This window comes from uncultured Treponema sp. (genome assembly GCF_934725225.1).
Lineage (GTDB): Bacteria > Spirochaetota > Spirochaetia > Treponematales > Treponemataceae > Treponema_D.
In genome coordinates this window covers 100,377-127,209 of record NZ_CAKVAM010000001.1, presented here as the reverse complement: position 1 = coordinate 127,209, position 26,833 = coordinate 100,377, and the positions used below count along the sequence as shown (strand labels likewise).

At 40.0% G+C, this 26,833-nt stretch carries 23 protein-coding genes; 13 read left to right on the top strand and 10 right to left on the bottom strand.

Going from position 1 to position 26,833, the window contains the following annotated elements:
- The first annotated feature begins 108 nt into the window (after nucleotides 1-108).
- From Q0H92_RS00710 to aspS, 3 genes are all read left to right on the top strand, one after another.
- Nucleotides 109-2,268, top strand: a complete 2,160-nt coding sequence (locus Q0H92_RS00710; protein WP_296010490.1) for a glycoside hydrolase family 9 protein — start codon at nucleotides 109-111, stop codon at nucleotides 2,266-2,268.
- A gap of 58 nt (nucleotides 2,269-2,326) precedes the next feature.
- The gene (locus Q0H92_RS00705; protein WP_296010488.1) at nucleotides 2,327-3,652 is read left to right on the top strand and encodes an HD-GYP domain-containing protein; all 1,326 of its coding nucleotides are present in this window, start codon (nucleotides 2,327-2,329) and stop codon (nucleotides 3,650-3,652) included.
- A gap of 123 nt (nucleotides 3,653-3,775) precedes the next feature.
- Nucleotides 3,776-5,608, top strand: coding sequence for an aspartate--tRNA ligase (aspS, locus tag Q0H92_RS00700; RefSeq protein WP_296010485.1), 1,833 nt, complete (start codon nucleotides 3,776-3,778; stop codon nucleotides 5,606-5,608).
- Between the two features lie 200 nt (nucleotides 5,609-5,808).
- Here the strand turns inward: aspS and Q0H92_RS00695 are convergent, their stop codons facing one another.
- Together Q0H92_RS00695 and Q0H92_RS00690 are read right to left on the bottom strand one after the other, a co-directional pair.
- Nucleotides 5,809-6,240: a type II toxin-antitoxin system VapC family toxin gene (locus tag Q0H92_RS00695; RefSeq protein WP_296010484.1), complete on the bottom strand. Its 432-nt coding sequence runs from the start codon at nucleotides 6,238-6,240 to the stop codon at nucleotides 5,809-5,811.
- Nucleotides 6,241-6,252: 12 nt separating this feature from the next.
- Nucleotides 6,253-6,558, bottom strand: coding sequence for a type II toxin-antitoxin system Phd/YefM family antitoxin (locus tag Q0H92_RS00690; RefSeq protein ID WP_296010480.1), 306 nt, complete (start codon nucleotides 6,556-6,558; stop codon nucleotides 6,253-6,255).
- 218 nt (nucleotides 6,559-6,776) lie between these two features.
- On the opposite strand from Q0H92_RS00690, the gene Q0H92_RS00685 reads away from it, so the two are divergent.
- From Q0H92_RS00685 to Q0H92_RS00660, 6 genes are all read left to right on the top strand, one after another.
- Nucleotides 6,777-7,412, top strand: a complete 636-nt coding sequence (locus Q0H92_RS00685; RefSeq protein WP_296010478.1) for a sulfite exporter TauE/SafE family protein — start codon at nucleotides 6,777-6,779, stop codon at nucleotides 7,410-7,412.
- Between the two features lie 20 nt (nucleotides 7,413-7,432).
- Nucleotides 7,433-8,596, top strand: a complete 1,164-nt coding sequence (locus Q0H92_RS00680) for a 4Fe-4S binding protein (protein WP_296010475.1) — start codon at nucleotides 7,433-7,435, stop codon at nucleotides 8,594-8,596.
- A gap of 28 nt (nucleotides 8,597-8,624) precedes the next feature.
- Nucleotides 8,625-10,037, top strand: a complete 1,413-nt coding sequence (locus Q0H92_RS00675; RefSeq protein WP_296010471.1) for a glucodextranase DOMON-like domain-containing protein — start codon at nucleotides 8,625-8,627, stop codon at nucleotides 10,035-10,037.
- 10 nt (nucleotides 10,038-10,047) lie between these two features.
- Nucleotides 10,048-10,485 carry a LytTR family DNA-binding domain-containing protein gene (locus tag Q0H92_RS00670; protein WP_296010468.1) on the top strand — a complete coding sequence of 146 codons (438 nt, stop codon included), beginning with the start codon at nucleotides 10,048-10,050 and terminating at the stop codon, nucleotides 10,483-10,485.
- 13 nt (nucleotides 10,486-10,498) lie between these two features.
- A complete protein-coding gene (locus tag Q0H92_RS00665; RefSeq protein ID WP_296010466.1) occupies nucleotides 10,499-10,924 on the top strand; it encodes a DUF3021 family protein in 426 nt (141 codons plus the stop codon).
- Between the two features lie 216 nt (nucleotides 10,925-11,140).
- Nucleotides 11,141-11,653, top strand: a complete 513-nt coding sequence (locus Q0H92_RS00660) for a hypothetical protein (protein ID WP_296010463.1) — start codon at nucleotides 11,141-11,143, stop codon at nucleotides 11,651-11,653.
- Between the two features lies 1 nt (nucleotide 11,654).
- Here the strand turns inward: Q0H92_RS00660 and Q0H92_RS00655 are convergent, their stop codons facing one another.
- The 8 genes from Q0H92_RS00655 to Q0H92_RS00620 all read right to left on the bottom strand — a co-directional run bounded on the left by Q0H92_RS00655 (nucleotide 11,655) and on the right by Q0H92_RS00620 (nucleotide 19,023).
- Nucleotides 11,655-12,443, bottom strand: a complete 789-nt coding sequence (locus Q0H92_RS00655; protein ID WP_296010461.1) for an RlpA-like double-psi beta-barrel domain-containing protein — start codon at nucleotides 12,441-12,443, stop codon at nucleotides 11,655-11,657.
- 41 nt (nucleotides 12,444-12,484) lie between these two features.
- On the bottom strand, nucleotides 12,485-13,660 hold the full coding sequence (locus Q0H92_RS00650) for a MalY/PatB family protein (RefSeq protein ID WP_296010458.1): 1,176 nt from the start codon (nucleotides 13,658-13,660) through the stop codon (nucleotides 12,485-12,487).
- A 6-nt stretch (nucleotides 13,661-13,666) separates the two neighbouring features.
- The gene (locus Q0H92_RS00645) at nucleotides 13,667-14,839 is read right to left on the bottom strand and encodes a PLP-dependent aspartate aminotransferase family protein (protein ID WP_296010456.1); all 1,173 of its coding nucleotides are present in this window, start codon (nucleotides 14,837-14,839) and stop codon (nucleotides 13,667-13,669) included.
- A gap of 18 nt (nucleotides 14,840-14,857) precedes the next feature.
- Nucleotides 14,858-15,610 carry an amino acid ABC transporter ATP-binding protein gene (locus tag Q0H92_RS00640; RefSeq protein WP_296010453.1) on the bottom strand — a complete coding sequence of 251 codons (753 nt, stop codon included), beginning with the start codon at nucleotides 15,608-15,610 and terminating at the stop codon, nucleotides 14,858-14,860.
- The gene (locus Q0H92_RS00635; protein ID WP_296010450.1) at nucleotides 15,604-16,335 is read right to left on the bottom strand and encodes an amino acid ABC transporter permease; all 732 of its coding nucleotides are present in this window, start codon (nucleotides 16,333-16,335) and stop codon (nucleotides 15,604-15,606) included. The genes Q0H92_RS00640 and Q0H92_RS00635 overlap by 7 nt, the downstream gene beginning before the upstream one ends.
- A gap of 12 nt (nucleotides 16,336-16,347) precedes the next feature.
- Complete coding sequence (locus Q0H92_RS00630; RefSeq protein ID WP_296010447.1) at nucleotides 16,348-17,049, bottom strand: amino acid ABC transporter permease; 702 nt, start codon at nucleotides 17,047-17,049, stop codon at nucleotides 16,348-16,350.
- Nucleotides 17,050-17,183: 134 nt separating this feature from the next.
- Complete coding sequence (locus tag Q0H92_RS00625; RefSeq protein WP_296010444.1) at nucleotides 17,184-18,008, bottom strand: transporter substrate-binding domain-containing protein; 825 nt, start codon at nucleotides 18,006-18,008, stop codon at nucleotides 17,184-17,186.
- A 25-nt stretch (nucleotides 18,009-18,033) separates the two neighbouring features.
- Nucleotides 18,034-19,023 carry a uroporphyrinogen decarboxylase family protein gene (locus Q0H92_RS00620; RefSeq protein ID WP_296010440.1) on the bottom strand — a complete coding sequence of 330 codons (990 nt, stop codon included), beginning with the start codon at nucleotides 19,021-19,023 and terminating at the stop codon, nucleotides 18,034-18,036.
- A gap of 305 nt (nucleotides 19,024-19,328) precedes the next feature.
- Here Q0H92_RS00620 and Q0H92_RS00615 point away from each other — a divergent pair, with 305 nt between their 5' ends.
- The 4 genes from Q0H92_RS00615 (at nucleotide 19,329) to hisIE (ending at nucleotide 26,780) form a co-directional block, all read left to right on the top strand.
- Complete coding sequence (locus tag Q0H92_RS00615; protein WP_296010437.1) at nucleotides 19,329-21,140, top strand: YgiQ family radical SAM protein; 1,812 nt, start codon at nucleotides 19,329-19,331, stop codon at nucleotides 21,138-21,140.
- A 310-nt stretch (nucleotides 21,141-21,450) separates the two neighbouring features.
- Entirely contained in the window at nucleotides 21,451-23,916 is a 2,466-nt protein-coding gene (locus tag Q0H92_RS00610) for an EAL domain-containing protein (RefSeq protein WP_296010434.1), read from the top strand.
- Nucleotides 23,917-24,117: 201 nt separating this feature from the next.
- Nucleotides 24,118-25,455: a dihydroorotase gene (locus tag Q0H92_RS00605; protein ID WP_296010431.1), complete on the top strand. Its 1,338-nt coding sequence runs from the start codon at nucleotides 24,118-24,120 to the stop codon at nucleotides 25,453-25,455.
- A gap of 29 nt (nucleotides 25,456-25,484) precedes the next feature.
- The gene (hisIE, locus tag Q0H92_RS00600) at nucleotides 25,485-26,780 is read left to right on the top strand and encodes a bifunctional phosphoribosyl-AMP cyclohydrolase/phosphoribosyl-ATP diphosphatase HisIE (RefSeq protein WP_296010428.1); all 1,296 of its coding nucleotides are present in this window, start codon (nucleotides 25,485-25,487) and stop codon (nucleotides 26,778-26,780) included.
- The last annotated feature ends 53 nt before the right edge of the window (nucleotides 26,781-26,833 follow it).

Genomic DNA, 26,833 nt, shown 5'->3' with positions numbered 1-26,833 from the left:
TAAAATATAAATTTTGTTAAATTTATATCTCAGACCTTTCTAATTTGCAAAAAGCGGATTATAATCTATTTTGAGTGTCAAATCAGCTTATATTTCATAGGAGCTTTTATGAAAAAACTGATTTTTTCTCTTTTGGCGGCATCGGCTTTGCTTGTTTCGTTTGCTTTTGGAAAACCTGCAAAAAATGAAGAGCCGGAAGAATCTGAGCCGACTTCAAATCTTATAAAAAACGGAGATTTCAGCAAAGGAAAAAAATTCTGGGATATGTTCCTTTCAAATGGAAGCGCGGATCAGCTTGTAACTGAAAACGGAGAAATGGAAATCCGCATAAAAAATCCCGGACCTTATGAATATGCAATTCAGCCTTATTTCGACGGATTTTCGTTGTACAAAGGCGGCGTTTACAGATATTCTTTTGACGTGCATTCTTCTATAGAAAGAACTTTTGAATGGCGGCTTCAGGTGAACGGAAGAGATTACCACGCTTATGTTGGCGGCTGGGATTCCGTGGGAAAAGAAACCAAGCATATTGAAGCCACATTTACAATGCGCGAACCTACAGATTTTTCTCCACGGCTTGTTTTGAATGTCGGAATGGGAAAAGGCTGCCCAGAAGATATGAAAGGACATTCAATTTTCTTTGACAACTTTGACCTTGAGCTTGTTGACGCTTCTGGAATTACTGAAATTGTTACTTCAACAACAACTTCAAATGTCAACTTGAATCAGCTTGGATATTTGCCATCCGCAAAAAAAACTGCCGTTGTCCGCTCAAAGAAAAGCGCGAAAATTTCTGGAACTTTTGACGTTATAGACACAAAAACTGAAAATGTTGTTTTTTCCGGCAAGCTGAAAAATGCGAAGTTCAACGAAGCTTCTGGCGAACAGACTGCAATTGCAGATTTTTCAAAACTTTCCGCGGAAGGAACTTACAAAATCAAGGCTGGAAAATATGGCGAGTCGTTTGAGTTTAAAATTGCAAACAATATTTACGACGGAATTTTAAAAAGCGCAGTAAGATTTTTCTATTTGCAAAGATGCGGAACAAAAGTTCAGGATGCGGATTTTGGACATCCGGAATGCCACACAACGCGTGCAGTTGTATACGGCAATGTTGAAACTTCCTACGATGTAACTGGCGGCTGGCACGATGCCGGCGACTACGGACGCTATGTTGTTCCTGCTGCAAAAGCTGCCTGCGACTTGATGCTTGCCTACGAGCATAACAAAGATGCATTTGCTTCTGAAAACATTCTTGATGAAATAAAGTACGAGCTTGACTGGATGCTTAAAATGCAAATTCCAGAAACCGGGGCTGTGTTCCATAAAGTTTCTTGCAGGGAATTTCCTGGAGAAGTTATGCCGCAGGATGAAAAAGACAGGCTGGTTTTGTGTCCTGTTTCAACTGCTGCTACTGCTGACTTTGCCGCTGCAATGGCGATGGCTTCAAGAGTTTTTAAGGACTACGAGGAAAGCGCAAAATATTCCGCCGCCGCAAAAAAAGCGTGGGAATATCTTGAAAAAACTCCTTTTGACGGAAAAGGCTTTACAAATCCAATTTTGTTTACAACTGGTGCTTACAATGATTCGCAGGATGCCGACGAAAGATTCTGGGCGCTTGCAGAGCTTTATAAAACTTTTGGGGACGAAAAATATCTTGAGCTTTTAAAAGCTTATGATCCATTTGAAATTGGACAGGATCTTGGCTGGCAGCAGGTTGGACTTTACGGACTTTATGAATATCTTTCAAGCGACGCTCCAAAAGATTCGTTTTATCAGAAAGCACAAAAAGCGTTTCTTTTAAAGGCAAATGAAAAACTCAAGAATGTTGCCGCGGATTCTTACGATGTTTCACTTTCGATGTATGAATATGTCTGGGGAAGCAACATGGGAGCTGCAAACAACGGAATGCTTTTCTTGCTGGCGGACAGAATTTCACCAAACAAAAAATACAAGGAAGCCGCAAAGTGCCAGATTGACTATCTGCTTGGAAAAAACACAACTTCATACTGTTTTGTGACTGGATTTGGAACACTTTCGCCGATTCTTCCGCACCACAGACCTTCGCAAGTTGCAAAAAAGCCTATGCCGGGGATGCTTGTGGGCGGACCAGATTCAAAGCTTGAAGATCCTTTTGCGCGTGCAAATCTTTCTGACGCTCCTTATGCCGCCTGCTACATAGACAGCGTGCAGAGCTATTCTTGCAACGAAGTTACAATTTATTGGAATTCGCCGCTTGTATATTTGATTTCAGGCTGCCTGGAGTAATTAAAAAAATATCTGCCGTGTTCAATGCGCGGCAGTTTTCCACGGAAAAGATGCTGCTATGAAAAAGTTCTTAAAAAAGATTTATATAGTTCTTCTCGCAGTTTCATTTGTGGCTGTAACAGTCGGATTTTTTATGTTCGCCACAACAAAAGAATGTATTAACGAAAACGATATTTCTCCAGATGTTCAGTTTTCAATAGGAAAGCGTCAGCTAAAAGGCGATGTCTGGACAACTTATGTTCCTTACATTGCTTCTGCTCATCCGGGAAAAGGAACTCTTACTGGCAGAATCTACACTGGAGTTGTAAAAAATCTTAACAAGCGCGCAATAAAAGATTGGAGCGTGGAAATAAACATTACGCAGCCTTGCTACTTGAACAATGCTTGGAACGGATTTGTTGAAATTTACAAAAGCCGTGCTGAAAAAAAACCATCCCAACCTTTAATCGACTTAAAGAAAGCAAAGGAATCAGACTTTTCAATTCGGACAATAAAAAATCTGAACAACATTCTTATTCCGCTTGATCCGGGAAGCAGAATTGTTTTTTATCCCAGCATAGAAAAATACATTCCGGGCAGAGTGCAGGACGTGAACAGCATTTCCATGGGCTTTGTTTTCTACACAGATGACGGCGACAACTTGATGAAATTCAAATCCTGGAAAGTAAATTACAAGTTTGAAAATGATTTGTTTTACCGTCCGTTTTTCTACGCATTTTTACTTTTCTACATAATGTGGCTTTGCCTTGTGATTTCAAGAATCAGACTTCATTCGATAAGGCTTGCAAAAGAAAAAGAGCGCGAACACGACAGGCTTACGCTTGAGCAGGTAATAAAGGCGTTTACAAAATTTATCGACGCCAAGGACATTTACACAGGCGGACATTCAGAACGCGTTGCAAAATATTCGTATATGCTTGCAAAGGAAATGGGAAAATCCAGCGATGAATGCCTTAACGCCTATTACTGCGGGCTTTTCCATGACTGCGGAAAAATCGCTATTCCTGATGAAATTATAAGAAAGCCAGAAAAACTTACTGATGACGAATACAAGCTTATGCAGAGTCACACAACAACAGGCTACAATCTTCTAAAGGAACTTACATTGATTCCAGACGCTTGCCTTGCCGCCCTTTATCACCATGAGCGGATTGACGGCACTGGCTACCCGAAAGGTCTTAAAGGAAATGAAATCCCGGAAATTGTGCGCATTATTTCTGTTGCTGATGTTTTTGACTGCATGAGCCAAGACCGCTGCTATAGAAAGGCTTTTCCGTTGGAAAAAATTATCGAGGATTTTAAAATGAACAGCGGCAAGCAGTTTGACCCTGAAGTTGTAAAAGCGTTCCTAAGACTTGCAGAAAAAGGCGCGTTCAAAGTCTAAATCCGTTCGGCGCGAAATTGCAAGGTTGTTGTAAAAAAAAGCGTGAAACATTAAAATATTTTCTTGGAAAATTTTCGCAAACAAATCAACGCGGATTCATGCCGCGGCAAAAAGGAATATCTTATGGAAAATTCTAAGAGAACTGTAACTTGCGGCGAGCTTACAAAGGCTGACGTAGGCAAGAAAGTTGTATTGAACGGATGGGTCAGCCGCACACGCGACTTGGGCGGACTTGTTTTTATCCGTCTTCGCGACCGCTATGGAATCACACAGGTAATGGTCGGCGACAATGCTTCGGACGAGGTTAAAAAAATCGCCGCTTCCTTAAAGTCTGAATATTGTATCGCTGTTGAAGGAATTGTTGCGGCCCGCGCGGAAAAAGACGTGAACAAGGAAATGGCGACTGGCGAGATTGAAGTTGAGGCGAGCGACATCGAAATTTTCACAACTTCGCAGGAATTGCCTTTTTCTATTGAGGAAGTTCGCCAGAAGGACGGAACAGTTGTTCTTCCAAACGAGGATTTGCGCCTTAAATACCGATACCTTGACCTCCGCCGCGAGCCGATGCAGCACAACATCATCCTGCGCTCGGCGGTAACTTTTGCAACTCGCGAATTTTTGACTTCAAAAGGATTTTTGGAGATTGAAACTCCTACATTTATAAAGTCAACTCCGGAAGGCGCGCGAGACTACCTTGTTCCAAGCCGTGTTCATCCGGGGAAATTCTATTCCTTGCCGCAGTCGCCTCAGCTTTACAAGCAGCTTCTGATGGTTTCGGGCTTTGACAAGTATTTTCAGATTGCGCGCTGCTACCGCGATGAGGACGCGCGCGGAGACCGCCAGCCGGAATTCACCCAGATTGATATGGAAATGTCATTCACAAACCGTGAGGAAGTTCTTGAGACAACCGAAGAGCTTATGCGCCATATCTTCAAGAAAACCTTGAACTACGAGCTTCCGGTTCATTTTGACAGAATCAGCTGGGACGACGCTTTTGACCTTTACGGAAGCGACAAGCCGGACTTGCGCTTTGACATGAAGATGCAGGACGCGGCGTTTATGGCGGATTTGAGCGACTTCAACGCATTCAAGGCAGGAGCCGCAAACGCAGACAAGAACATTGAGCGCCACAAGAGAAGCGGACTTAAAGCCCTTGTTGTAAAGAACGCCGCGGACAAATATTCAAGAAAGCACATTGAAGCTTTGGAAGCAGTCGCAAAAATCAACCACGCGAAAGGCCTTGCCTGGATGAAAGTTGACGCGGAAGGAAAATTTGAAGGCGGAATCTCTAAGTTCTTTGCCGGAAAAGAAGCGGAAATTTGCTCAAAGCTCGGAGCAGAAAAGAACGACCTTCTTCTGTTTGTAAGCGACGAAAAATGGCAGACAGCGTGCGTCGCGCTCGGAGCAGTGCGCAAGCAGCTTGGAAAGGACCTGAATCTTTACAACCCGAAAGACGAGTTCCACTTTGCCTGGATTATCGACTTCCCGTACTTTGCATGGAACGAGGAAGAAAACAAGTGGGAGACAGAGCACCACATGTTCACGCTTCCGCAGAAAAAATATTGGGACACTCTGGAAAGCGACCCTGGGGCAGTAAAAGGCGACCTTTACGACCTTGTTTTGAACGGCTACGAGCTTGCGTCAGGCTCAATGCGTATCAATGACCCGGCATTGCAGGAGCGCATTTTTGAAATCGTAGGATACAGCCGCGAGCGAGCAGAAAAAGCGTTCGGCTTTTTGGTACAGGCGTTCAAGTTCGGCGCGCCGCCGCACGGAGGAATCGCACCGGGACTCGACCGCCTTATTATGCTGATGTGTCACGAGGAAAGCATCCACGAAGTAATCGCCTTCCCGAAGAACAATTTGGCGGCTAGCCCGATGGATGAGTGTCCTTCAGCAGTAGAAGATAAGCAACTAGATGAGTTGCATTTGAAGTGCACAGAGGTGGAGAAATAATATGTGCGAGTTTTGCGCCGCAAAACTCGGTAAGCAAGACGCGAAGCGGATTGCGGCATTTGCATATCACGATTTCCGACCCGGAAAAATAACAGGTGCGAATTTCGGCTAGTCCGAAGAAAAGTAATCCGTTTATGCTTCACGTTTTTGTGCGGCATGAGCGGATTTTTTTTGTTTACTGAGTATGTTAAAAAAGTGTTTTATTCCTCAAACCAGTTTTCAATCATCAGGTTAGAAATCTCCTTAATGTCTTTGAAGTCGCTTGTATTTCTGGTGACTAAAATTAAGTTGTTGGAAATAGCGGTTGAGGCAATCATTAAATCCAGTTTTGCAGGAGTTTTTCCTTTTGTTTTCAGGCGGGAAACTAAATCTGAATAAATGCTTGCGGCGAAATCATCAAACGGGATGATGTCAAAGAATTTTTGAATTTGATTTATAGCATAATCAAAGAGATAGTCTTTTCTTTTTCCTTTTGGAAGTGATTTTATGCCAGATAATATTTCTGCCCAAACAACTGAGGAAATGCATGAATGTTCAATATTTGCTAAAATTTTATCTACAACATTTTTGTTTGGCTCAGGTTTTGAAGGCTCAGAAATGATGTTCGTATCCAATAAATATATAGATTTCATGTTGTCGCTTGATTATTCAAAATCTTCTTTGTGTCTTAGGAAAGGCTCTGTATCTTTTTCTCGTGCAAAGATTGAATCAATTTCTTCATTTGTAATTTGAGTTTCGGAAAGTTTTTCGGTATAGAATTTTTCTCTCCAGTTTTTTAATGAAGTTATAAACAGTTGTTTTTTGTCTAAGGCATTGGAAGTTTCTTGATTGTTGATAACGGCTACAGTTTTTCCGTGCCGGGTAACTTGGATGCTTTCGCCTTTTTCTTCAACAAGATGAAGGTAATAAGGCAATTTGTTTTTTGCAACACCAACTGATATTGAAATCATAAAACCTCCATAAAAAGTAAAGGTAGGGCAGTTTTTTTATAAATTATAATATTATTTAGCTAAAATGTCAAATTTGTGGCTAAAATTGTAGTTCATTTCCTCTAATTTTCACCTTTCAAATTTTGCATTTTACGTTCTTGTTTGTGCAAGTCGCTTAAAATCATCTTTTCTATTTTTTTGTCAACCTGTAAAGTTTTGTGAAAAGCTGGAGGTTGCAAATGATTTTAGAGGCTGTGCTTTTGGGGCTTTCAACAGGAACTTACTGCGCAATGTACTGCGGTCCTGTGCTGATTCCTTTTTTATTTGGAACAGAAAAAATTTCTTGCAGGCGGAATGCGGGATTGATTGGGTTGTTTTTGGCTTCAAGGCTTGCGATGTATTTTTTCCTTGGATTTATTTTTAGTATGCTGGGAATTCTTGCAAGTGAATTTTTTGATCCGTATTTTGCAAGGCGGCTTTCTGTGTTCGGTTATATTTTTTGTGGAGCGACTTTGCTTTTAAATTCATTCGGCGCAAAGTTTCCGTGGAAAAAAAATGGATGCAAATGCGTTTCTTTAAAAATAGCCGGAAACGATTTTTTGACTGCGGTTTTTGCGGGGCTTGCGGTGGGGCTTCATATTTGCGCTCCTTTGTGGACAGCCATTGTGCGCTCTGTTTTTTTTGCGAACAGAATGAAAGGAATTTTTTATCTTGTTTTCTTTTACTTTGGAACGCTTCCGTTTTTTCTTCCGCTTCTTGGAATTCCGCTTGTTCAAAAAATGTTTCCTGTGATGAAAAGAATTTCACGGATTGCTCAGCTTTTAGTCGGATTTTATTTCCTTATTTTTGAAGGCTTGATAAAACTATTTTTTTAGTTTTTTTACAGAGGGGAAAAATGATTGTTTCAATTATTCTTTGCGGCTTGATGTCGATTGTCATTTTGTTTTTTGTCATTGTCAACAACGGATTTTCTGCCGTGTCTATTTTTTATGGCTTGTTCCTGATGTTTCTTTACGGCGGAATGACATTTTCAGAAAATAAAAAGAAAGGCAACGGAATCATATACCGCAGAATTTTTTTGACAACTTATGCTGTGCTTTTTTGTATTGGATTTATAGCGAATCTTTTTGCGGAAAGGGGAAGCATGGCGATTACCAATGAGGCTCTTGCAACCTGCGAGCTTCCGTTTTGCCACATTGTAATTCCGCAGGGACTTTTATCTTATCTTGCAACGCAAACTGTAATTTTTCCTGCGAGAGTTTCAGGACATTTTGCTTCAATCGCGAGTATGCTTGCAATCTGGCTTGTGTTTACGCTTGTTCTTGGGCGCGGCTGGTGTGCCTGGGTTTGTTTTTACGGCGGCTGGGATGAAGGTTTTTCGCACGTTGCAAAAAAAAGGCGGATTAATCTTTTGGCGCATAACAAGGAAATCCGCGACTTTCAGTTTGGATTTTTGTTCTTTTTGGCACTTGCCTGTTTTGGAACTATGTCGGCACTTTATTGCGACTGGTTTTGTCCATATAAAATTGTGACGGAATTTTTTCCAATGACGACAATTTCGGGGCTTATCGCAGGAATTATTTTTATCGGACTTTTTTTGGGACTTGTAGTTGTGCTTCCGATTTTGACTAAGCGCAGAACTCAGTGCAGCATGCTTTGTCCGTTCGGCGCGTTTGCTTCTTTGACTGACAAATTAAGTCCGTTCAAAATGCGCATCGACACTGAAAAATGCAAAGGCTGCATGAAATGTGCGCAGGCTTGTCCGTTTGGGGCAATCGACATTGCAACAATTCAGCAGAAAAAAGGTTCGCCGGAAATTACTTGTGCAAAGTGCGGAGAATGCGTTGCGGTCTGTCCTGAAAAAGCGATTTCTTATCAGTTTAGATTTAACAAGGGATGCTGTGCGCCTGAGCCAAAAACAAAATTTGCAAAAGGAATTCAAAAATTCTTTGCGCCAGAAAATTTGTTCAGGTTTGCGGCTTTTACATTCGGAGCGATTATGTCTTCGGCTTTTGCAATTAATTCAATCGAAGTGATTTTGAATTTTTTTGCGCATTAAATATTAACTTGTCAAATTGGAGATTTATATGAAAAAATTTGTTTATTACTTTATGACTTTTTTGTGCGGCTTTACGTGTTTTGCCGGTATTTCGTTGTTTTTTATAAATGAAGATACTGTTCAAAATTTTATGGTGAAATCGCTTAAGCTGAAAAATTCTTCTTGGCTTAACGGCGGCGAAATTGTTGCAGATTTTTTTGACGAAGCTTGCGATGACAATGGAAGCGGAAATTTAAATTATCCGCATTATGAGCAGTTTGAAAAAGGTTCGCTGGACTTGATTCGCTACACTGTGCATAAGCCTGTTTACGAAGCGGTCTGGCAGCAGCACCCGGAATACTGGCAGCTTGATCTTGAGTTCAAATGCGGAATTCCAGATGTGCGCAACATTATGGTTTACATTGGCGCAGAAAATATGAGCGGCGGTTCAACAGAGCCTTTGTTTTCAGATGCGGAAAATGTAAAGTTTGATATTTTTCATCCGTGGAATTTTGCTGTCTGGGTAAACAAGGAAAATGGAACTGTCTATAATTCAAGGCGCGACTTTATCTGCGAAACTGAAAATTATTTTATAAACAACGGCAAGGAAATTTTTGTGAGAATTCCGCTTGCACAAAAAGAGCTTCAGAAATTTTACACTTCAAAAATTACTTGGCATTATGTTGTTGTCGGCGGATTTTCTGAATGGGACAAAGGCGGATTTTTGCCTTCAGATTCAGATGAAAAAATTTACGATTTGCTCGATGGAAATTCTAGGCAAGTTCCGCAGAGAGAGCAGTTTTCTTCGCGCACTCTTTTTCCTGTTGAAGTAAAAATGAAAGATGAAGTTTCTTTGCAGAATTCAGATTTTGAAAATGCAGTAAAAGAACGCTACAAGGAATTTCAGGAGCAGAAAATAATTCCGCTTAAAGAAATAAAAAACGAGCCTGCTTCATTTTCTGAAAAGCTTGAATATGCGGTTTGCATTTTTGAGCATGGAGAATATAAAAAAGCCGAAAAACTTTTTTCAGAACTTGCAGCTGAAAACGAAAATTCTGCGCTTGCAAATGCGTACTATGGTTCGTGCCTTGCAATCCGCGGCGGAAATTCAAATGTGTTTGCGGCAATGAAACTTGTAAAGCAGGCGTTTGTTTATTTGGATAAAGCCGTTTCTCTTTGCGCCGGAAGTGCTGACGAAATGGAAGTTCTTTTGAACCGTGCAAATATCGCTTCTTCTGTTCCAGAAAGTGTATTTAAAAAATCCGAAGTGGCTGGAGCTGACTTTGAGCGCATTGCAGAGCTTTATAAATCTTGCGCGGATTTTGACAAAGATTCAGATGAAAAGAAAACAACGCTTGCGTATTACTATGTTTGCGCCGCGGAAAATTTCAGGAAGGCAGGACGTGAAACAGACGCCAAGCGAAATGCCTGGTATGCAGAAAAAATTTTTCAAAAGCAGTAGAATACAGAAAATGAAAATTACGATTTTAGACAATGATTCAGGAAGCGAGGACGAAATAATTGTAAAGTGCTCAAATCTTAGTCCCGACATAATCCGGCTTTTGAATTCTTTTAAAGGCGGAAAAGACAAGCTTGCAGTTTTTAAAGATTCGCAGATTGTCGTCATTGAGCCAAAGGAAATTTTTTATTTTGAATCCGTGGACAACAATGTTTTTGCGTACACAAAAGAAAATGTCTACGAGTCTAAGAGCAAGCTTTATCAGCTGGAAGAAGAGCTTCTTTCTAAGGATTTTATTAGAGTGAACAAAGCTGTGGTTTTGAATATAAATAAAATTGCCAAGCTTGTTCCTGCGTTCGGCGGAAGATTTGAGGCTGTCTTAAAAAACGGCTACAAAGTTATAATTTCAAGAATGTATGTTCCATTGCTAAAAGAAAAGCTTGGAATGTAAACGGAGGCTAAAAATGAATTCTCTTGCAAGAATCGTAAGCATGTTTTGTGTTATTTCAACAGGAATTTTTCTTTGCTCTGGAATTTACTGTTATGTTTGCTGCGGCGCAGATGTTGTGCTTCATTTGTCCTACATCTTTGGAGTTTTTCTGATTGCCTTAATTTCTTCCATTTTATACATTCCGTTTTTGAAGGAAGATGAATTTTCAAGAGGAAAACTTATCGCTCTGCGGATTTTATATTTTTTGATTATAAATTTTTTAGTTCTGGTTGTTGGTTATAAACTTGACTGGTTTATATTTGGAAACATTAAAATGCTCGTGGGAATGGAAATAACTATTATTGTAGTTTTTTCAATTGTATTTCTTGTTGAATATTTAAAAGGTCTGCAGGAAGCAAAAAAAATGAACCTGCAGATTGCAAGCCGCCAAAAGGAATAGCTGACTTTAAATATTTTAGTTGCTGTTGTTTAAATTTTTCTTTATGCATTCATGTACGGCAGTTTCAATAGAATCCTTTAAAGATTCTTCAAGGTCGTAATAGAAAACTTTTTTATTTATAGCCGGAACAGGCTCTTCTTTTTCTGTTTCAAATAAAGCCGTGTATGGAATATTATAAATTATATCATTGTCGCACTGTTTGCTTTTTTTGCTGGTATGTTGTTTTGCCAGAAGGAAAAACTCGTTTACCTTATCCGCTCAAAAATGAACTACACAAAAGGAACGGCTCAAAAACTCTACAAGCAGTGGGACAAATCGAAAATATTTTTTTATTCTGATTCAGACGATTCCAAGTCGTTCACTGAATTTGAAGCAGAGAACAAAACCTTTGCTTTGTATTTCTGGGCGACTTGGTGTCCGTATTGTGTAAATGTATTTGAAACAGTTGCGGCTTCTTCAAAAAATATTTCTTTTGCTTCCCTTCCATTTGAAAAAAATGAAGAATCTTATCTTGCTTATAAGCGTGAACACGATGATTATTTGTGGCAAGATTTGATTCTTCATGAAAATGGAAATCAAAAATTTATTCCACGTGAAAAAGAATTTAACATTCCGTTGATTCCGTCAGTCTGGCTTGTAAAAAACGGAAAAGTGAAAAAAGTTTTTATCGGCGAAAAAGGAATTAAGAAATTCAGTTTGTATTTGGCAAATTCTCATTTTGAATATTAATTTAATACTCAAAATTTTTTCCGCAGTTGTATGTTCCCATTGCCGCAACATAAGAAATTTCGCTTGTTTCTATGACTTGTCCGTGAATATCTGTCAGGCGGAATTTCTTTTTTCCGGAAATTAAATTTTGTCCGTCAACTTTGTACCAGTTATTTTCCGAGGCAATCTGTGCCATTTGCTTGTACGCAGAACCGTTAATGCTGATTTCAACTTTTTGCAGCGGATAGCGCATATTGTAAAATCTTCCGGCAAGCCAATAGTCATTGATTCCGTCTTTTGCCTGAAAGAAAATATTTGACTTTGTTGGATATGGAATTGTTTTGAATGTAACGTCAATGACCCCTAGGCTTTCATCCGCAAGTTTTGTGAATGCGTTTTTTGCAAGGTCAAAAAAATATGAGCTCTGGCTTGTCCATTTGCTGTTCGATGAAGAAGGGCAAAGGTCAGTTATAAGCGCATGGATTGTTGTTCCGTTGTAAGTTATTTCAAGTGCAGTTCCCGGCGGAAGTTCTGCAAGTTTTGGTTCTGAAACTGCGCATTTGTAAAATCCGTTTTCAATCTGCGGAACATAATATGCTACAGAAGTTGCATCGTAGCCTTCATAAAATGTAACAGTTCCTGTTGTTGGTTTTTTATATTTTCCTGTGAATGAAGATTCTTTTGAACTGTTGTCGTCTTTTTCATCATCTGAAAAAATTCCGTCTAAACCCGAGCAGCCGCAAAGCCCCCCCCATAAGGCGGCAATGCAAACAACAACTTTAAATGAAGAAAATAATTTAAAATGTTTCATTCAATTATTATAAAATCACTGTTCAACTTTTTCAACAAAATTTATTGCAGAGCCTTTTGAATTCTTTTCATTGCCTCTTCAAGAGTTTTGCGCGGGCAGGCTGCATTTATCCGCTGAAATCCGTTTCCCGATGTTCCGAAAATTTTTCCGCTGTCAAGCCAAAGTTTCGCCTTGTTGATAATCACGTCTTCAAGTTCCTGCACGTTAAGTCCAGTTCCGCGGAAGTCAAGCCAGGCAAGATAAGTTCCTTCGTGGTGAATCATTTTTACGCCGGAAAGATTTTTCTGCGTGAAGTCTTCAATAAAATCAATGTTCGCCTTTATGTATTTTTTTACAGAAGTGAACCATTCAAGTCCGTGCTGATATGCTGCTTGGCAGGCTTTTATCCCGAATACGCTAAGCTGGCTTATTCCTGTGGCGTCAACTTGCTTTTTGAATTTTTTTCTAAGCTCAGGATTTGAAATAAAAATATTTGAAATAAGTGTTCCTGCAAGATTGAAAGTTTTGCTTGGTGAAGTGCAAGTTACGGTTATGTTTGCAAGCTCTTCGTTTAATGAAGCGAACACATTGTGCTGTCCTTCAAAAATAAAGTCATTGTGAATTTCATCGCTTACAACAATTACTTTGTGGCGCAGGCAAATTTCTCCAAGCTGCAAAAGCTCTTCCTTGCTCCAAACTCTTCCCACAGGATTATGTGGACTGCACAAAAAAAACAGCTTTACATTGTTCTGGATAATTTTATTTTCAAAGTCGGCAAAGTCAATGTGGTAGCGGTTGTCGTCGCCCAAAACAAGATCGCTGCTTACAACTTTTCTTTCGTTGTCGCGGATTACTTCCATAAACGGATAGTAAACTGGCAGTTGCAAAATAACGGAATCATTTTTTTGTGTAAAGGCTTTTACCGTCATTGCAAGCGCGAACACAACGCCCGGAGTTTTTATAAGCCACTTTTCCTGAACTTTCCAGTTGTGCTGATTTTTCATCCAGCTATAAACTGCGTTAAAGTATTCACCTTGAGTTTCTGTATATCCAAAAATTCCATGCTCGCAGACTTTTTTAAGTTCATCGGTTACATAGCTTGAAGTTTTAAAGTCCATGTCGGCGACCCAAAGCGGAAGCACATCTTCTGGAAGTCCGCGCCGAACTGCAAAATCGTATTTTAAGCAGTCTGTATTTTTTCTGTCTACGATTGTGTCAAAGTCAAGATTCCGTTCCATAAAATTCTATTCCTCTTTTTGCGCCTGTGAAAATACCCGCTCAAATTCTTTTATAAGATCATCGCAGTTTTCAATTCCAACAGAAAGCCTCAATGTTGCGTTTGTGATTCCGTTTTTTATTCTAAGTTCTTCAGGGACATCAGCGTGCGTCTGGGTTGTAGGGTAAGTTATTAAAGTTTCAACGCCACCAAGACTTTCAGCATAACGGATAAGCGAAACTTTTTCCAGAATTGAAAGCGCGAGTTTTTGCGACTTGACTTGGAACGTAATCATTGCGCCGAATCCTCTTGCCTGCTTTTTCATTATTTCGTGTCCCGGATGCTCTGAAAAGCCAGGATAAATTACGCGGTCAACAAGCGGATTTTCTTTTAGCCACTTTGCAATCTTAAATGCGTTTTCCTGCGCGCGTTCCATTCTTATTGCCAAAGTTTTTATTCCGCGCAAAATAAGCCAGCAGTCAAATGGCGCAAGTCCGGCTCCAGTTGTTTTTATAAGAAATCTCAGCTTTTCCTGAATTTCAGTTTTATTTGTAACAAGGAATCCTGCGAGCGTGTCGTTGTGTCCGCCAAGATATTTTGTTCCGCTGTGAACTACGATGTCTGCGCCAAGGTTAAGCGGATTTTGAAAATACGGCGAAAGAAATGTATTGTCTACAATTAAAAGAAGTCCGTGCTTTTTTGCAATTTTAGAAAGAAGCGAAATATCAGAAACGTTCATCATCGGATTTGTGGGAGTTTCCACGTAAAGCGCCTTTGTGTTTTTTGTGATTAAATTTTCAATTCCATTTTCGTCAGAAACTTTGCTGAATTCTGTGCGGATAAATTTTATTCCGTTTTTTGCTGAAACGTTGTCGAACAGCCTTATGCTTCCGCCGTAAAGATCGGAATCCACAATCAGACTGTCGCCCGGAGAAAAAAGTTCCAGTAAAAGACTTATTGCAGCCATTCCGCTTGAAAGCGCAAATGCATCGATTCCGTTTTCAAGTGAAGCAACAGTTTTTTCAAGCTGCTCACGGGTTGGATTTTGCAGCCTCGAATAATCAAAGCCTGTGCTTTTTCCTGCTCCTGGATGCGCGTAAGTTGCTGTCTGATAAATCGGGAAACTTACCGCGCCGTAGTGATTTTTACAGTTGTCCTCATCTTCCAAGTGAATGCATTTTGTTTCTATTGATAACGCCATTTTTTCCGCCTGATTTTTTTAGATTATATATTCGATTGGCTTTAACACGCGCTGCAGGAATTTCTTTGTGCGCTCTTCTTTTGGATGCTGAAAAATCTGCGCGCTTGTGCCTTTTTCTACAACAACTCCGCCGTCCATAAAAACTACTTGAGTCGCCACGTCTTCTGCAAAACTCATTTCGTGCGTAACAACAATCATTGTAGTTCCTTCCTTTGCAAGTTTTTTTATAACACCAAGAACTTCTCCAACAAGCTCCGGGTCAAGCGCGGATGTAGGCTCGTCAAAAAGCACAACATCAGGATTCGTTGCAATGGCGCGCGCAATTCCGACACGCTGCTGTTGTCCTCCAGAAAGCTGCGACGGATAAAAATCCTTTCGTTCCAAAAGTCCGACTTTTAAAAGAGCTTCTTCCGCAGTTTTTTTTGCATCTTCCTTTGGAATTTTTCTTGCGGTAACAAGACCTTCCATTACATTTTCAAGCACAGTTTTGTTGGTAAAAAGATTGTAGTTCTGAAAAACAAATCCAGTTTTCCGGCGCACTTGAAGAACAGTTTTTTTATGCGGATGAGAAAGGCTTGTATGTATTTCATCAAATTCCATTTCGCCTTCGTCCGCAGTTTCAAGAAAATCAAGGCAGCGCAGAAATGTTGTTTTTCCAGAGCCAGAAGGTCCGAGGATTACAACAACATCTCCTTTTTCAACTGTCAAGTCAACGCCTTTTAATATTTCATTTTCTCCAAATGATTTGTGCACATTTTTTACTTTCAGCATTTTTCACCTTCCAATTTTAACGCTCTTTTTCCTGTTCTATAAACTGAAACTTTCTTTTCCGCCAGCCTGAAAATTTGCTGAACTATAGAACACACAATTATGTAGATTACAAAAATATCAAGATAAGATTCGATATAATTGTAACCGTAAGAAGCTTCAATTCTTGCAACTGCTGTAATGTCTTTTACAGTCATCATAAATGCAAGCGAAGTATTTTTTATAAGATTCACGGTTGCGTTGCAGATGTTCGGGAGCGCGCTTTCAAGTGCCTGTGGAATTATAATTCTTCTGTAGGTCTGATAGCTTGTAAGTCCGCAAGTAATTCCGGCTTCAAACTGGCCTTTGCTGACTGTGAGCAAGGCTGAACGGAACACTTCCGAAAGAATCGCCGTGTTGTTCAATGAAAATACAATGTAAGCGTAGACAATCGGATTTATTTTGAACACATCAATTGAGCTTCCGGCATTTTTAAAAACTGAATTTAAAAGCGACGGAATTATTGAATACACAACAAGAATCTGAAGAACAATCGGAGTTCCACGTATAAACGAAACTAAAAACGCGCAAACTTGCGAAAGAACTTTTACCTTGTGTATTCTGCAAAGTGCAATCAAAAATCCAAGCGCAGTTCCGGCTGCAAAAGCCACGGCGGTTATTTTTAAAGTAACAGGAAGAGCCTTAAAAGAAAGCCAAAATGTTCTAAAGAAAAATTCCACGTCAAACATAAGTTCTCCCAGTTAAAAAGTTTTTCTTCCGCGTGAAAAATGTTTTTCCAGCCTGCCGAAAATCTGCTCAATAGAAATTGTGAGCGTCCAGTAAATAAGCGCAAGTGCCGTGTAAGTTTCCACAGCATAAGCTCCAAAGTTCATGCTGATAAAAAGATTTCCTTTTCCCATTACATCCACAAGTCCGATTGTGTATGCAAGCGAACCTTCCTTTAAAAGCGCAATCAGGCTGTTTCCAAGATTTGGAAGCGACACTGCGAATGCCTGCGGAAAAATTATCCGCCTGAAAGCCTGGAACTCTGTAAGCCCGGAAGTCAATGCGGCTTCCCTTTGACCTTTTGGAACGCTTAGGTAGCTTGCTCTCATTATTTCCGCCGCGCTTGCTGAAAACAAAAGTCCCAGCGCAAGAATTACATAAAATGATTTTGCCCAGCTGTTTATGTCAACCTTGAATATTGCCCAGAACAAATTTGGAAGCCCGTAAAAAACTACAAATAACATTACAATTGAAGGCGTGCATCTGAATGCGTTTATTATAAAGGAAGAAATTTTCCTTGGCGCATTGCGGGAAGAAAGCATTCCTTTTGCAAGAAAAAATCCTATGAAAAGTCCAGTCAAAACTGTTCCCGCGATAATCCTAAAAGTTACCAGCAGGTAAGGCAAAAGAACTGGAATAAGCTCAAGAATTTTTTCAGGATAAAATGGTCTGTCCATATTTTTACGGTGCTCCCAAATTGTTGTTAAACTTGTCATTGCCGTACTTGATACGGCAATCTTTAAATATACATTTAGATTTTCGGGTCAAGCCCGAAAATGACATGAAAGATATTTTTAGGGCAACTCTATTTTTATTCTACAAAGGAAAAAATGTCCTCGCCAAAATACTTCTGTGAAAGTTTTTCGAGCGTGCCGTTTTCCTTGAGCGTTTTTATTGCTTCGTCATAAGCGTTTGCAAGAGCCTGATTTTTTCTGTTGAAAAGCGGCCAAGTTGGAATCGCCTTGTACGGAACATAAGAAAGTTTGTCCTTGTACTTTGCGTAAGGCGCGCCTTCTTTTTCAATGTTGTTCTGGAACGAAAGCTTTATGTCTACCCGGGCATCGTATCTGCCTTCCACAACCCAAACATAACCATCTGCCGCTTCGAACTGGTCGCCTGCCACAAGCTTTACCTGTGCATCTGGATTTTGCTTGTTGTATTCATCGATTATGTTGTACTGCGCATTTGAAGGTCCGATTGGAACAAGTTTTCCTGAATATTTTGCAAACGATTTCATGTCTGTTATTTTGTCCGCTGTGTCTTTTCTGATTACAATTCCAATGATGCTGGCTCCAATTGGAGTCTGCGGAAAAATATATTTTTTCTTTCGCTCTTCTGTAATCCAAACGCCTTTTGTTCCAACATCATATTTTCCTTGAAGAACTCCAATCAAAAGGTCATCATCGGAAGTCGGAAAATATTCAAATTCATACTGCGGAAGAAGCTTGTCAACTTCCTTTAGAACTGCAACTTCAAATCCGTCTGATTCGCCCTTGTCATTTACAAAATCATAAGGAACATAATAATTTGTGTGAGCCACGCGGATTTTCTGAACTTTTCCGTCTGACTTTTTTGGTTTTGCAAAAAGTGGAAAAATCGCTGCCAATGCAATAAGTGCTAAAATTGTCTTTTTCATAATTCACCTCGTTTAGTTTTATTTTTTACTCTGCGGCTTCGCGGATCCATTCAAGATGCTGCAAATCTGTGCCGCGCGGAATTGTGCAGTCCGCTCCAAGGATTATTCCAGTGCGTCCTGAATCTTTTAGAATCCGTTTTGTTTCAGACTGAATTTCTTCTTTTGTTCCGCTGAAAAGAATTCCGTCTGTTGTGTTTGCGAATCCACCGATTATTGTTTTTCCGCCGAAAATTTTTTTTGCTTCCGCAAGCGAAACTCCTTCAACAACCGAAGCAAAATTTACAGCGTTCGCAGGATAATTCTTGAACAGCGAAAGATTGTTTCTTGCTCCCTCGTAGCCGCATACGTGCAGAATATTTTTTCCGCCTGCGCCAATCGCGGCATTCAGCACAGAAAGTTCCGACGGAGAAATTACTTCCGCGTACAAATCAGGACCTACAAAAGCGTCTTGAATTGTCTGCACACTAAGATAAATTCCGTCTGCCTTGCCTTCGCTTATTACGGCTTCTGCAACTGCCTGCGTGTTTTTTGAAATTACGCTTAACGCATACAAAACTGCATATTTGTCTTCTTTTATAAACTGCGCAAGTTTTTTGTCCGCGCCTTCAACACTCCATTTGAATGCTGTCGCCGGAGCAAAAATATTGTAAAAAGTAAGAACTTCATTTCCGAACGAAGAAGTAAGTTCCTTTACAAGCGAAACCTGCTCTGTTATCCAGCTGTCGTCTTTGGAAACTGGCTTTAGCTCGTAAAGCTCTTTTGCGGATTTTACATTGTGAAGAAACTTTGCTGTCTTTGGCTCAAAAAAATATCCGTCGCTCATAAGTTTTACAAAGTCCGGCTTGAATTCCTGAACGAATTTTTTGTGTCCGTCCAAATTTTCTTTTCTCATTTCCGGATTTTCTGAAACCGGGAGCATTTCGTTTTTTGTATAATGAAACCAAAATCCCACAGGAACACGCTCTGTTGGTTTATTGTTCAGTGCGTCAAGCACAAGCTGCTTTTTGTTTGACATATTTTCCTCCAATCCTCTGTAAGCAAGAGTGAATTTTTCCGCGCGATGAAGAAACAATACTGATTATTTCCTATTGGTTCAATAGGTTTATTTATACTGTTTTTTTATATTGAGCTATAGAAGAAACCTATAACTGATTAATGTTAATTAGCTTGAAAATTCGACTAATGTCATTATCTGGTTAGACCCGATAATCGGCAAAATATAGAACTTTTTGATAGTACTTCGTTATGGAAATTAATAATGGTGAAGTATTTTTACTTTAAAATATGGATTTTAACCAAAAACTAAAGTATATTGAAACAATGTTTTTGCCAGTTTGCAGAAAAGACCTTGAAGAGCGGGGAATAGACCAGCTTGATTTTGTTTTTGTTTCCGGGGACGCTTATGTTGACCATCCGTCTTTTGCACCGGCTCTTTTGGGGCGGCTTTTGGAATCCCGCGGATACACTGTAGGAATTTTGTGTCAGCCTGACTGGAAATCTGCGGAAAGTTTTAAAGTTCTTGGACAGCCTCGTCTTGCGTTTCTTGTAACATCGGGCGCAATGGACAGCATGGTTTCAAATTATACTGCGAACAATAAGCCGCGCTCGGAAGATTCGTATTCACACGGAGGCGAAAAAGGCCATCGTCCGGACAGAGCTGTAATTCAGTATGTGGCAAAAATCCGCGAAGCATATAAAGGCGCAAATGTTATTATCGGTGGAATAGAAGCAAGCCTGCGCCGCACAGCTCACTACGACTATTGGTCAAACACGGTAAAGCATTCTGTCCTTCTGGATTCAAAAGCCGACCTTCTTATTTACGGAATGGGCGAAAAAGCTCTTCTTGAAATTGCATCTCAGCTTAGCAAAGGAATTCCTGCGCGGAAAATCCGTGGTGTAAGAGGAACTTGCTGGTTCACTGGCAAAAAAGATGAAGTTCCCGCTGACGCTATAATGCTTCCTTCATTTGAAGAGGTAAGTAAAAATACGCCGGAAAGCAAGGAAAAGTTCGCCCTGTCTTATAAAATTCAAGAGGAAAACACAGATGCAATAAACGGAAGCGTTCTTGCCGAGCCTTCAGAAAGCCGGTTTGTCATTCAGGAAAAAGCCTCATTTCCTCTTTCACAGGCTGAATTTGATTCGATTTATGAGCTTCCTTTTGAACGTAAGTGGCATCCGATGTATGATGTGGCTGCTTCAAATGGCAAAAAAGGAATTCCTGCTCTTTCCGAAGTAAAATTCAGTCTTACAAGCTGCCGCGGATGTTTTGGAGCTTGCAGTTTTTGCGCAATAACTTTTCATCAGGGGCGGCGCATTCAGTCCAGAAGCCACGAAAACCTTTTGTCCGAAGCTAAAAAAATGACGCAAGATTCAGACTTTAAAGGATATATTCATGATGTTGGCGGACCTACTGCAAATTTTAGAAGCGACGCCTGCGAGTTTCAAAAGAAAAACGGAGCGTGCAAAAACCGTGATTGCCTTGGAGTTTCTCCGTGCCCGAATGTAAAAGCCGACCACAAAGATTACATAGAGCTTTTAAAAAAACTTCGTTCACTTCCAAATGTAAAAAAAGTTTTTATAAGAAGCGGAATAAGGTTTGACTATCTTATGCTTGATAAAGACAAAACATTCTTGTACGAGCTTTGCAAGCACCATGTTTCCGGGCAGCTTAAAGTTGCTCCCGAACACGTTAGCGACAAAGTCCTTGCCCTTATGAGAAAAAGCACGCATGCTGTCTATGAAAAATTTTCTGCAGAATATGCAAAGGCGAACAAAGAGCTTGGGCTTAAACAATATTTAGTTCCATATTATATTGCGGGGCATCCTGGAGCCGGAATTCCAGAAGCAATTGAAACAGCTCTTTATTTAAAGAAAACAGGTTTTGTTCCAGACCAAGTACAGGATTTTTATCCAACTCCGGGAAGCCTAGCCACTTGCATGTATTACACAGGTCTTAATCCGCATGAAAAAAAATCAGACGGAAAATTTAAAGAAGTCTATGTTGCCCGCGGCGGACACGAACGAAGGCTTCAGCGCGCTTTGCTTCAGTTTAACAAAAAAGAAAATGCCCAGCTTGTAAAAGAAGCATTGATTCAGGCTGGAAGAACGGACTTGATAAAGATTTTATTGTAGTCTTAATGTTGAATGCCATTTTACTGTCATTGCCGTGCTTCACACGGCAATCTAGTATAAATTTCTGCCTTAAAATGCAAAAATTCAGCTGTTTTTGGTAAAAAAAACTTCGTAGGGGGGGGGCAACTGTTGTAAAAACATTTTATGTGGGGTATAATTTAGCCATGTATAACTACTAGTTTGCAAATTTGCATTGCAAAATTGCATATCGGCTGCCGTTTTCATTTAGGATTTATTTAAATCGTAAAAACGGCTTAAAAAGCTTAATCATAAAGCGAGACTTTAATTGGCTTTTTATGGAGGCAGTGTTATGGCAAAAAAAAGATCTTTTTCTATTCTGATGGGCATTGCGTCTTTTCTTCTTTTGAGCAGTGTTTTTTCCCTTTGTTTCTTTCTATATAAAAACCGTTTGTCTTCTGCGCTTGTAAATACCAAGCTAAAAAATCCAAGGGCGAATGTACTATTTGTAAGCTCAATGCCAAACTCTTATGTCGTTGAGCTCCAGAAAAAAGGAATAAGAAATGTTTTCCTAAAGAACAATGTAAATGTTGATATTGAATATTTTGAGCCTGATGATTTCTATGATAAAAAGCTTCCTGAATTTTTAAAGGAACGCATTAAGTTTTTGCAACAAGACACAAAATATGATGCCGTTCTTGTAAGCGGAAATAATGCGTGCAATTTTGTTGAGCGCAACAGCGACACTCTTTTTTCAGGAATTCCTATTGTGTTCTTTTGCATAGAAAGCAATATTAGAGCAGAACGTCTTTACGAAAAAAAGAATTTCTGGGGAATTGCCACAACAAGGTTTTTGGCGGACACAATTTCAGTTGCAAGAAAACTTTTTCCTTCCGCAGAACATTATGTTGCCATTTACGACAAAACCGACGCTGGCTACGAAAACTATAATATTTTTATAAACGCCGGTGAAAGAATTCCGAATGTCGAGCTTTCTGGAATTGACACTTCTTCATTTACAAAAGCGCAGATTGCCGAGCAGCTTTCCGCGCTGGATGACAAAACTGTTGTGTTTTACTTGGGAGCTTCACAAGATGTAAATGGCAGAAAGTATTCCATGGAAGAGCAGTCGGACTTTATTGTAAAGAACACATCCGCGCCTATATTCAGCCACAATGCGAACGGCGTAGGCTTCGGCTTTCTTGGCGGAAAAATGGTTGACTACGAAAAAGCCGGTGCTCTTGCCGCAAAAATGGCGCTTGATATTATTGACGGTGAAAAATATGTTCCGTTCCAAAGAATAAAAGACGGAAAATTTATTTTTGACTACAAGGTAATCGAAGAGCGCAACTTAAAGGCTTCCGCTTTTCCGCTGAATTCTGTTTTTGTAAACATTCAAGATCAAATGCAAAAAAACAGCCATGGAATTTTGCTTGGAATAATCGGAATTGTAGTTTCGCTTCTTATTTTTATTGCTGTTTCTTTGGTTTTGATAATCACGGAAGTAAAAAATTCCCACGAGCTTCGTTGTTCAAATTTAAAAATGGAATATATGCTTGGACACGATTCGCTTACAGATTTGCCGAACAGATTTAAGGCACAGGCTGTGTTCAACGATATTCAGAAATCCAGAAAAAAGTTTTCGCTTGTTCTTTTTGACATTGACGATTTTAAAAATATAAACGACTTTTATTCCCATGCTTGCGGCGACATTGTTTTAAAGACAATTGCTTCAAGGCTCAAGGCTTATTCTGCCGGAAAAGATATTTTTGTTTCGCGGTTCGGCGGAGATGAATTCCTTGTGCTTTATCTTGAAAAGCAGCTGAATGAGGATTCAATAGAAATTCAGGAGCTTAGAACTGTTTTTGAAAGTCCGATTAATTATGCTGAAAATAATATCCATATTCAGTCCAGCTTCGGAATTGTAAATTCTTCTGATGACGAAATGGAAAACATGATTCAAAATGCGGACATTGCTCTTTACCGCGCGAAGAATTCCGGCAAGAACAAGACAGTTTTCTTTAACGAAAAAATGCGCGACCGAATATTTGAAAACAACCGCATTTCAAGAATCCTTGACGATGCTATTGCAAATGACGGAATTTGGGTTGCGTATCAGCCGCAGATTGATGTTGAAACTGGAGAAATCCACGGATACGAAGCGCTTATGAGACTAAAGAACAGCAAAGTTTCGCCAGCGCAGTTTATTCCGATTGCAGAAGAAACCGGACAGATTATAAAAATTGACAGAATCCTTACAGAAAAAGTTGTAAGGCAGATGGCGGAATGGCGCGAGCACGGAATTCCTTTGTACAAGGTTTCTATAAATTATTCTTACAGCCAGGTTTCGGACGTTCATTATGTTGATTTCCTTGAAGAGCTTTTAAAGCGTTATAATATTCCGCCGGAACTTATCTGCATTGAAATTACAGAAAGCCTCTTTATTTCAAACAAGGAAGCAGTTTCAAAACTTTTGAATGAATTTGTAAAGCGCGGAATTTCCCTTGCCTTGGACGACTTTGGAACTGGATATTCTTCTCTTAGCTACCTTACGTTCCTGCCGATTAATGTTGTAAAAATTGACAAGTCGCTTGTGGACAATTATCTTTCAAACGAAAAAGGCGACTTTATAAAGAACATTGTGCGTCTTGTTCATTCGCTTGCAATGAAGCTTACTGTTGAAGGCGTTGAGCATCAGTGGCAGAATGAAAAGCTTAAGACTTTCCACTGCGACTATATTCAGGGCTACTATTATTCCAAGCCGATTTCCGGGGCAGAAATAGAAGACTTCAACAGAAAATTCCGAAGCATTGGATGATGATTTTATTTTATCAATGTCATTATCCGGCTTGACCTGATAATCAAAATTACAATTGTTCAGAAATATCGCAGTATCAAGCCCGATAATGACCTTAATGTTTAATTTTATAATTTGTACAAACTCTGTCATTGCCGCACTTGATGCGGCAATCAATAATTCAATCTTGTAGTTTGCATGGATTCATTTTATAATGGGTTCATGCAAAATGCAGTTTTGATTTTTAATGCCCGGCTTGTTGATGCCAATACTGATAAAAAAAACGCCGCAATTCTTTTAGCTGACGGAAAAATAAAATCATTTCCAGACAAAGTTTCTCTAAAAAAACTTTTAAATGACGATTCCATTTCTAAGTTCGACGCGAAGGGACTTTGCGTTTTGCCTTCATTTATCGATATGCACTCGCATTTTAGAGATCCTGGGCTTACTCAAAAAGAAGACATTGAAACTGGTTCTGCCGCCGCAGCTGCCGGAGGTTTTTCCACTTGCGTTCTTATGCCGAACACGAATCCTGTTGTTTCAAGCCAAGAGCAGGCGGAACTTAATAACAAAAAGGCTTTTGACTTCGGAAAGTGCAGGGCAATTCAGGCTGTTTCAATTACTAAAGATTTCGACGGAAAAACTATAAGCCATCTTGAATCTCTTGATCAAAAAAAAGTTCCGGTCATAAGCGAAGACGGAAAAGAAGTTTGCAACAGTTCCGTTATGCTTGAAGCGATGAAAATTGCCGCTAAAAAGAAAATTGTTGTTTCGTGCCATTGCGAAGATCCTTTTTTGGCAGAAAGCGCGCGTCCGTTTAGAAAAATAGCATTGGAGCTTCTTGCAAAAGAAAATGTTTCGCCTGCTGAAAAAAAAGAAGCTGCAAATAATTTAAGAAAAGCCGATTCACTTTTGGCGTGCGCGGAAGATACTGCGACTTTTAGAAATCTTAGGCTTGCAAAAGATGCCGGCTGCCATATTCACCTTTGCCATGTGAGCACTGCCGCTTGTGTAGAAGCCGCAAAAAAAGCCCGTCAAGAAGGAGTTGAAGTAACTTTTGAAATTACGCCGCATCATATTTTTATGAACGGAGAAAAAGCTCCCGGCATTTTTAATATTGTAAATCCGCCGTTGCGTTCAGAAAATGACAGGCTCGCTTTGATTCAGGCTTTAAAAGACGGAACTGCAAATTGCATTGCGACCGACCATGCGCCGCACACAGCCTTGGACAAGAAAAACGGAAGCCCGGGATTCAGCGGACTTGAAACCGCATTTTCCTCCTGCTATACAATGCTTGTAAAAGAGCACGGCATGAGCTTAAAGAAACTTTCCGAGCTTATGAGCGCAAACCCGGCAAAAATTCTTGGCTTAAAAAATGAAGGACTTTTAAAAGAAGGATTTGCCGCGAACCTTGTTCTTGTTGACTTGGAAAAACAGTGGACTGTGCGCGGCCAGAAATTCGCAAGCAAAGGAAAATTCACGCCGCTTGAAGGAAAAAAACTTTTTGGCGTTATAAAGGAAACTTTTTTCAACGGAAACATTGTTTTTTCATCATTGTAACAGTCATTTTTTTTTGGTAAAATCAGCGCATGGTAATTTCTTCTATAGATTTAAAAGGCGGCCATGTTGTTCAGCTGAAAAACGGAAAAGACCTTGTTCTTCAGCGTGATGATGCCGACTCATTGATTTCAGAATTCAATAAATATGGCGAAGTCGCAGTTATAGATTTGGATGCGGCTTTGGGAAATACTGACGAAAAAGGAAACACTGCAAACACGGAGCTTTTAAAGTCTCTTTTGCGCAAGGGAAATGTCCGGGTTGGCGGCGGAATCAGAACTGTAAAAAAAGCGCGCGAACTTGTTTCTCTTGGAGCTGAAAAAGTTATAATCGGCTCTGCGGCTTGGAATCTTGACAGAAAAAACGGCGGCTCAATTCTTAACACAGAATTTCTTGACGAGCTTGTTTCTTCAATTGGAAAGCAGCGCATTATAATTTCCGTGGACGCAATCAACGGAAAAATCGCAGTAAAAGGCTGGACAGAAACTGCGGACATTTCTTTAATTGAAGGCGCGCGTGAAGCTGAAAAATACGCATCTGAGCTTTTGTTTACTTGCGTGGAAAAAGAAGGCTGTATGCAGGGAACAGATATGGAGATGGTAAAGCAGCTCCGTGATTCTGTAAAATGCCGTGTTGTTGCGGCCGGTGGAGTAAATTCCCTTGAGCAGATTGTTCAGCTTGAAAAACTTCATTGCGATGTTCAGCTTGGAATGGCTTTGTATACTGGAGCTGTAAATTTAAAAGAAAGCTTTATAAACTGCATCGACTGGGAAAAGACAAACGGAATGGTTCCGGTAATTGCCCAAAGTCCGGCAGGTGAAGTTCTGATGATGGGCTATTCAAATAAAGAAGCCTTGGAAAAAACTTTTGAGCTTGGAAAACTTACTTTCTTTAGCCGCACAAGAAACACTCTTTGGACAAAAGGCGAAACTTCCGGGCATTTTCTTGAGCTTGTAAAAATGAGAGCCGACTGCGATCGGGACACAATTCTTGCGACCGTTATTCCGCATGGAGGAGTTTGCCACACAGGAAGCTTTAACTGTTTTTCTAGCGAGGCTGATGAAAAAAGCAGCATGGAGCGTCTTTACGGAACAATTACAGAGCGTTTTGCAAATCCGCGTCCGGGAAGCTATACTGCGACTTTAAATGACAAGCGTGTCCGTGAAAAAATCCTGGAAGAAGCAGAAGAACTTACAGAGGCTGAAGGAAAAGACGAAGTAATCTGGGAAGCCGCCGACTTGCTTTATTTTGCGAGCGTCCTCATGTATAAGGAAGGCATAACTTGGCAGGATGTTTACAACGAGCTTGATAGAAGACATAAAAAATAATTTTGGAATTTTGTGTCATTATCCGGCTTGACTGGATAATCAATCTTCTGTGC

Coding starts and splice junctions, on each gene's coding strand:
- Q0H92_RS00710 (WP_296010490.1), top strand. CDS start 109: ATGAAAAAACTGATTTTTTCTCTTTTGGCGGCATCGGCTTTGCTTGTT.
- Q0H92_RS00705 (WP_296010488.1), top strand. CDS start 2,327: ATGAAAAAGTTCTTAAAAAAGATTTATATAGTTCTTCTCGCAGTTTCA.
- aspS (WP_296010485.1), top strand. CDS start 3,776: ATGGAAAATTCTAAGAGAACTGTAACTTGCGGCGAGCTTACAAAGGCT.
- Q0H92_RS00695 (WP_296010484.1), bottom strand. CDS start 6,240: ATGAAATCTATATATTTATTGGATACGAACATCATTTCTGAGCCTTCA.
- Q0H92_RS00690 (WP_296010480.1), bottom strand. CDS start 6,558: ATGATTTCAATATCAGTTGGTGTTGCAAAAAACAAATTGCCTTATTAC.
- Q0H92_RS00685 (WP_296010478.1), top strand. CDS start 6,777: ATGATTTTAGAGGCTGTGCTTTTGGGGCTTTCAACAGGAACTTACTGC.
- Q0H92_RS00680 (WP_296010475.1), top strand. CDS start 7,433: ATGATTGTTTCAATTATTCTTTGCGGCTTGATGTCGATTGTCATTTTG.
- Q0H92_RS00675 (WP_296010471.1), top strand. CDS start 8,625: ATGAAAAAATTTGTTTATTACTTTATGACTTTTTTGTGCGGCTTTACG.
- Q0H92_RS00670 (WP_296010468.1), top strand. CDS start 10,048: ATGAAAATTACGATTTTAGACAATGATTCAGGAAGCGAGGACGAAATA.
- Q0H92_RS00665 (WP_296010466.1), top strand. CDS start 10,499: ATGAATTCTCTTGCAAGAATCGTAAGCATGTTTTGTGTTATTTCAACA.
- Q0H92_RS00660 (WP_296010463.1), top strand. CDS start 11,141: ATGTTGTTTTGCCAGAAGGAAAAACTCGTTTACCTTATCCGCTCAAAA.
- Q0H92_RS00655 (WP_296010461.1), bottom strand. CDS start 12,443: ATGAAACATTTTAAATTATTTTCTTCATTTAAAGTTGTTGTTTGCATT.
- Q0H92_RS00650 (WP_296010458.1), bottom strand. CDS start 13,660: ATGGAACGGAATCTTGACTTTGACACAATCGTAGACAGAAAAAATACA.
- Q0H92_RS00645 (WP_296010456.1), bottom strand. CDS start 14,839: ATGGCGTTATCAATAGAAACAAAATGCATTCACTTGGAAGATGAGGAC.
- Q0H92_RS00640 (WP_296010453.1), bottom strand. CDS start 15,610: ATGCTGAAAGTAAAAAATGTGCACAAATCATTTGGAGAAAATGAAATA.
- Q0H92_RS00635 (WP_296010450.1), bottom strand. CDS start 16,335: ATGTTTGACGTGGAATTTTTCTTTAGAACATTTTGGCTTTCTTTTAAG.
- Q0H92_RS00630 (WP_296010447.1), bottom strand. CDS start 17,049: ATGGACAGACCATTTTATCCTGAAAAAATTCTTGAGCTTATTCCAGTT.
- Q0H92_RS00625 (WP_296010444.1), bottom strand. CDS start 18,008: ATGAAAAAGACAATTTTAGCACTTATTGCATTGGCAGCGATTTTTCCA.
- Q0H92_RS00620 (WP_296010440.1), bottom strand. CDS start 19,023: ATGTCAAACAAAAAGCAGCTTGTGCTTGACGCACTGAACAATAAACCA.
- Q0H92_RS00615 (WP_296010437.1), top strand. CDS start 19,329: ATGTTTTTGCCAGTTTGCAGAAAAGACCTTGAAGAGCGGGGAATAGAC.
- Q0H92_RS00610 (WP_296010434.1), top strand. CDS start 21,451: ATGGCAAAAAAAAGATCTTTTTCTATTCTGATGGGCATTGCGTCTTTT.
- Q0H92_RS00605 (WP_296010431.1), top strand. CDS start 24,118: ATGCAAAATGCAGTTTTGATTTTTAATGCCCGGCTTGTTGATGCCAAT.
- hisIE (WP_296010428.1), top strand. CDS start 25,485: ATGGTAATTTCTTCTATAGATTTAAAAGGCGGCCATGTTGTTCAGCTG.